Annotated in this window: 3 protein-coding genes; 1 reads left to right on the forward strand and 2 read right to left on the reverse strand. The window is 69.0% G+C overall.

All coding sequences use genetic code 11. The annotated features are described in order from the left end of the window. Positions 1 to 415: FAD-dependent monooxygenase (locus VE172_RS03020; protein WP_324796967.1), on the reverse strand; the 415-nt coding region annotated here is incomplete at its 3' end. A 90-nt stretch (positions 416 to 505) separates the two neighbouring features. Between VE172_RS03020 and VE172_RS03025 the strand changes: the two genes are divergently transcribed. Next, positions 506 to 1,141 carry a TetR/AcrR family transcriptional regulator C-terminal domain-containing protein gene (locus tag VE172_RS03025; RefSeq protein ID WP_324796971.1) on the forward strand — a complete coding sequence of 212 codons (636 nt, stop codon included), beginning with the start codon at positions 506 to 508 and terminating at the stop codon, positions 1,139 to 1,141. On the opposite strand, the gene VE172_RS03030 is transcribed toward VE172_RS03025, so the two are convergent. Beyond that, complete coding sequence (locus VE172_RS03030) at positions 1,138 to 3,147, reverse strand: bifunctional copper resistance protein CopD/cytochrome c oxidase assembly protein (protein WP_324796974.1); 2,010 nt, start codon at positions 3,145 to 3,147, stop codon at positions 1,138 to 1,140. The genes VE172_RS03025 and VE172_RS03030 overlap by 4 nt on opposite strands. Positions 3,148 to 3,848 lie beyond the last annotated feature (701 nt).

Consider the following 3,848-nt stretch of genomic DNA (forward strand, 5'->3'; position numbering starts at 1 on the left):
CTTGGGGGCCTTGGATTTCCACGGCGACGCCGTCGGCGTCCTGCTGTACGCCGACCACCTCCGACGCCCATTCCACCTCGACGCCCGCCGCGTTGACCTTCTCCTCCAGGATGACCTCCATCTTGGACTGGACCAGGCCGAGCATGTAGTTGTAGCGGGTGTCGAAGCCCGAGTAGTCCAGCCAGATCGTCGCGAAGTGGCCGCGCGCGGTCTTCCAGCCCGCCGCGTCGAAGTCGTCGGCGATGCCGCGCTGGTCGAGGACCTCCATGGTGCGGGCGTGCATGCCGCCCGCGCGGCTGTCGGGGGATCGCCGCGGCAGCTTGTCGACGAGGCGGACCTCGATGCCCGCCAGCGTGAGTTCGTAGGCCAGCATGAGGCCGGTCGGACCGCCACCGGCGATGATCACCTGCGTCATGGTCTCCTCCTTAACGGCGTTAAATTTAACGTTGTTAAAGCTAGCACTAATCATGTTAAGGTGTCTACCCGAGCGTTCCAGGAGATCCGCATGAAACTGAATTCCGAGGTCATCGCCGATGCCGCGCTGAAGCTGATCGACGAGGTCGGGCTCGACGGCCTCACCATGCGCCTGGTCGCCAAGGAACTCGGCGTGCAGGCGCCCGCCCTGTACTGGCACGTCAAGAACAAGCGCGAACTGTTGGACGCCATGGCCGACCGCGTTTTCACCGCGGCGATCACCGACGTCGAGGCGCCCCGTCGGGGCGACAGTTGGCAGGACTGGCTCGCCGAGGGCGCGCGGCGCACCCGCCGCGCCATGTTGGCCCACCGGGACGGGGGGCGGATGCTGGCGGGGACCTCGATCTCCGACCCCGCGATGTTCCGCGTCGTCGAGCTGAGCCTGCGCACCTTGCAGGACAACGGTTTCACGCTCAAGCGCGCGGCCCAGGCGGTCCCGATCCTGCTCCACTTCACGATCGGCTTCACCATCGAGCAGCAGTCACGCGAGGGCGTCGACTATAGCGAGGACAACCCGTACCGCCCCGAGGCCATGTCCGAGATCCTCGACGCGAGGCGGTACCCGCTCATGACCGAGGCGGGCGACGCCTTCGTGAACCCCGACTTCGACGAGGACTTCGAGTTCGGGCTGCGGGTCATCCTGGCGGGTCTGACCGCGATCGACTAGTCGCGAAGCCCCGCCTTGCGGTCGGCCTCGGCGAGCCGCGCCAGGTAGGCGTTGTACTGCTCGTGCGGGTCGTCCTCGGGGTGGCCGCTTGCCTGCGCGCGATCGGAGATGCGGTCGATGCGCCGCGCCGCGCGGTCCTCGCTGTTCGACCACTGCCAGATCAGGGCGCCCAGCACGATGACGCTGGGCGGTTCGCCGAAGCCCCAGGCGATCCCGCCCGCGGCGTGCTGCGAGGCCAGCAGGGCGGCGTGGCCCATGCGGCCCAGCGCGTCGTACCAGCCGATCGCGATCACGTCGGCCGACTGCATGATGGTGAGCCCGAAGATGGTGTGGAACACCACGGCCACAAAGAAAAGCAGCACCTTCAGCGGGTACGGGATCTGGCGCGGGGACGGGTCGGGGCCGATGATCAGCCAGTAGAAGAGGCCGCCCGCCGCCAGGAAGTGGAACAGCATGTACAGGTGCCCCGCGTGGGAGCGCATCGCCCACTCGAACAGGCCCGTGAAGTACATCATGTACAGGCTGAAGGCGTACAGCCCCAAGGCGATCAGCGGATGCGACACGAAACGCACCACGCGGGAGTGCAGCACCAGCGTCAGCCATTCGCGCGGCCCGCGGCCCGACGAGGGCTTGAACGCGCGCAGCGCCAGGGTGATCGGGGCGGCCAGCACCAGCAGGATCGGCACCAGCATGTTGAGCGTCATGTGCTGGATCATGTGGACGCTGAACAGCACCATGCCGTAGCGGCCCATGCCCGACGAGGTCACGAACACCGTGATCAGCCAGCCGACCGTCCACAGTGCGGTGCGGCTGATCGGCCAGCGGTCGCCGCGGCGGTACAGGCGCACCACGCCCGCCAGGTACAGCCCGATCGACACGGCCGCGATGGTGCAGATCACCAGCTCGGGGTACCAGTCGGCCACCAGGGAGCGAGCGGTCAACGGCGGCGGCATCTCGAAGCCCAGCAGGGACCGCGCCGCCGATTCCTCCTGATCGGAGGGTGGCGAGGGCGTGCGCGACAGCGCGGCGGCCAGGCCGAAGGTGGCGGCCATGACGACGAGTTCGACGCCCGCGAAGCGGCGGAACAGCCCGGGGTTGTCGTCCAGTTTGGGCAGTGTGGCGCGGCGGTGCCACAGCCCGAACCCGCCCAGGATCAGCAGCGCGGCGGCCTTGAACAGCACCTCGCGCCCGTACGCCGTGGACGCCAGGTCGCCGAGGCGGTGGATGCGGGTGGCGGCGTTGACGACGCCCGACACGCCCACGGCCACGAACGCCACCAGCGCCAGCGCCGAGTACCGTCGCGGCGCCCTGGCGTCGAGCTTGCGCGCCAACAACAACGCCAACAGCCCGCCCGCCCACAGCAGCGCGCCCAGCACATGGAAGATCATCGAGTCCACCGCGATCTGGTGGTCGCCCGAGGCGGTGGCGTGTCCCGTGAACACCTGCGGCAGCGCGGCGGCCACGGCGAACAACGACGCGAACGCCGCGCCCGTCACGGTCAGGGTGTTCAACGCGATCACGGCCGCGATCAGCGCCAACACCGCCGCCATCGTGTAGGCCAGCCCGTTTTCGGTGTCGGCGATGTAGCTCCACACCCCGCCGACCGTGATGTTCGACAGCGGCTGCACGGTCGTGTCGGCCAGGTTCGCCGGCGCCTGGGCGATCGCCACGACGGCCCACGCCACGGCGCACCACCCGCCGATCCGCAGCCACCGATAGGCCCGCGCCCTGACCCGCCCCTCGTCACCATCCACAAAGAACCCCGCTGCCACGCAACACCCCACGACGGCGGCGGCCAACACATCATTGCCCAACTTGAGCATCGGCACCAGCCACGCGACCACGACATCCCGCGCGGGCAGCCCGGGAATCGCGTCGGTGACCACCCCGCCGCCCACCAACAAGACCACCACGGCCACCCCCACGCCAGCCACCACGGCGCCCCCCAGCACGAGGGCGCGGGGCGCGATGACGCGTTGTTTCGGGGCGGTGCCTTGCTGGGTCACAATCCCGATCCTCTACGACCCGTCGATGACACCGACACGGGGGCTGCTGGAACGGTCCTCCACCACAAGCGGCACGCGGTCGGTTCCTCGGCCGCGGCGAACAAACAGCCAAGCCACTGTGACAACAGGAACCCCCGAACGCGGGTCGATCCCATGCGGGAACGCCATTCGCGCAACGAGGCCAACGGCCCACCACGGACGGTCGGTTCCTCGGCCGCGGCAAACGAGTCGTCCAACGTCCGTGACACCAGGAACCCAAACGCACGAAGCGATCGGTGGCACGACGCCGTTGGTGCGGCCGACGAACCCACGCCCGCCAAGGCCACGACGGGTCCCTCGGCCGAGCCCGATGCATGATCAGACCGTTGTGACACGAACGCGACGCGACGCCGTCGGTGAAACCGACAAACCCACGCCCGCCGCGACAGCGGAACAAACACCCAAGGCCACGGCAGGTTCCTCGGCCGCGCCCAACGCATGATCAGACCGTTGTGACACGAACGCGACGCGACGCCGTCGGTGGAACCGACAAACCCACGCCCGCCGCGACAGCGGAACAAAGCGGCGAATCGCGGGCGTCAGGCGAGCTAGGCGCCCCAGCCGGGGATGGGGTACTTGGCGCAGAAGTCGCGGATCTCCCCCGCGATGGCGTCCAGCGCGTCCTCCCTGCCCTCGCGGGCGGCGGTGATGGCGGCGTCCAT

This window comes from Stackebrandtia sp. (assembly GCF_035643755.1).
Lineage (GTDB): Bacteria > Actinomycetota > Actinomycetes > Mycobacteriales > Micromonosporaceae > Stackebrandtia.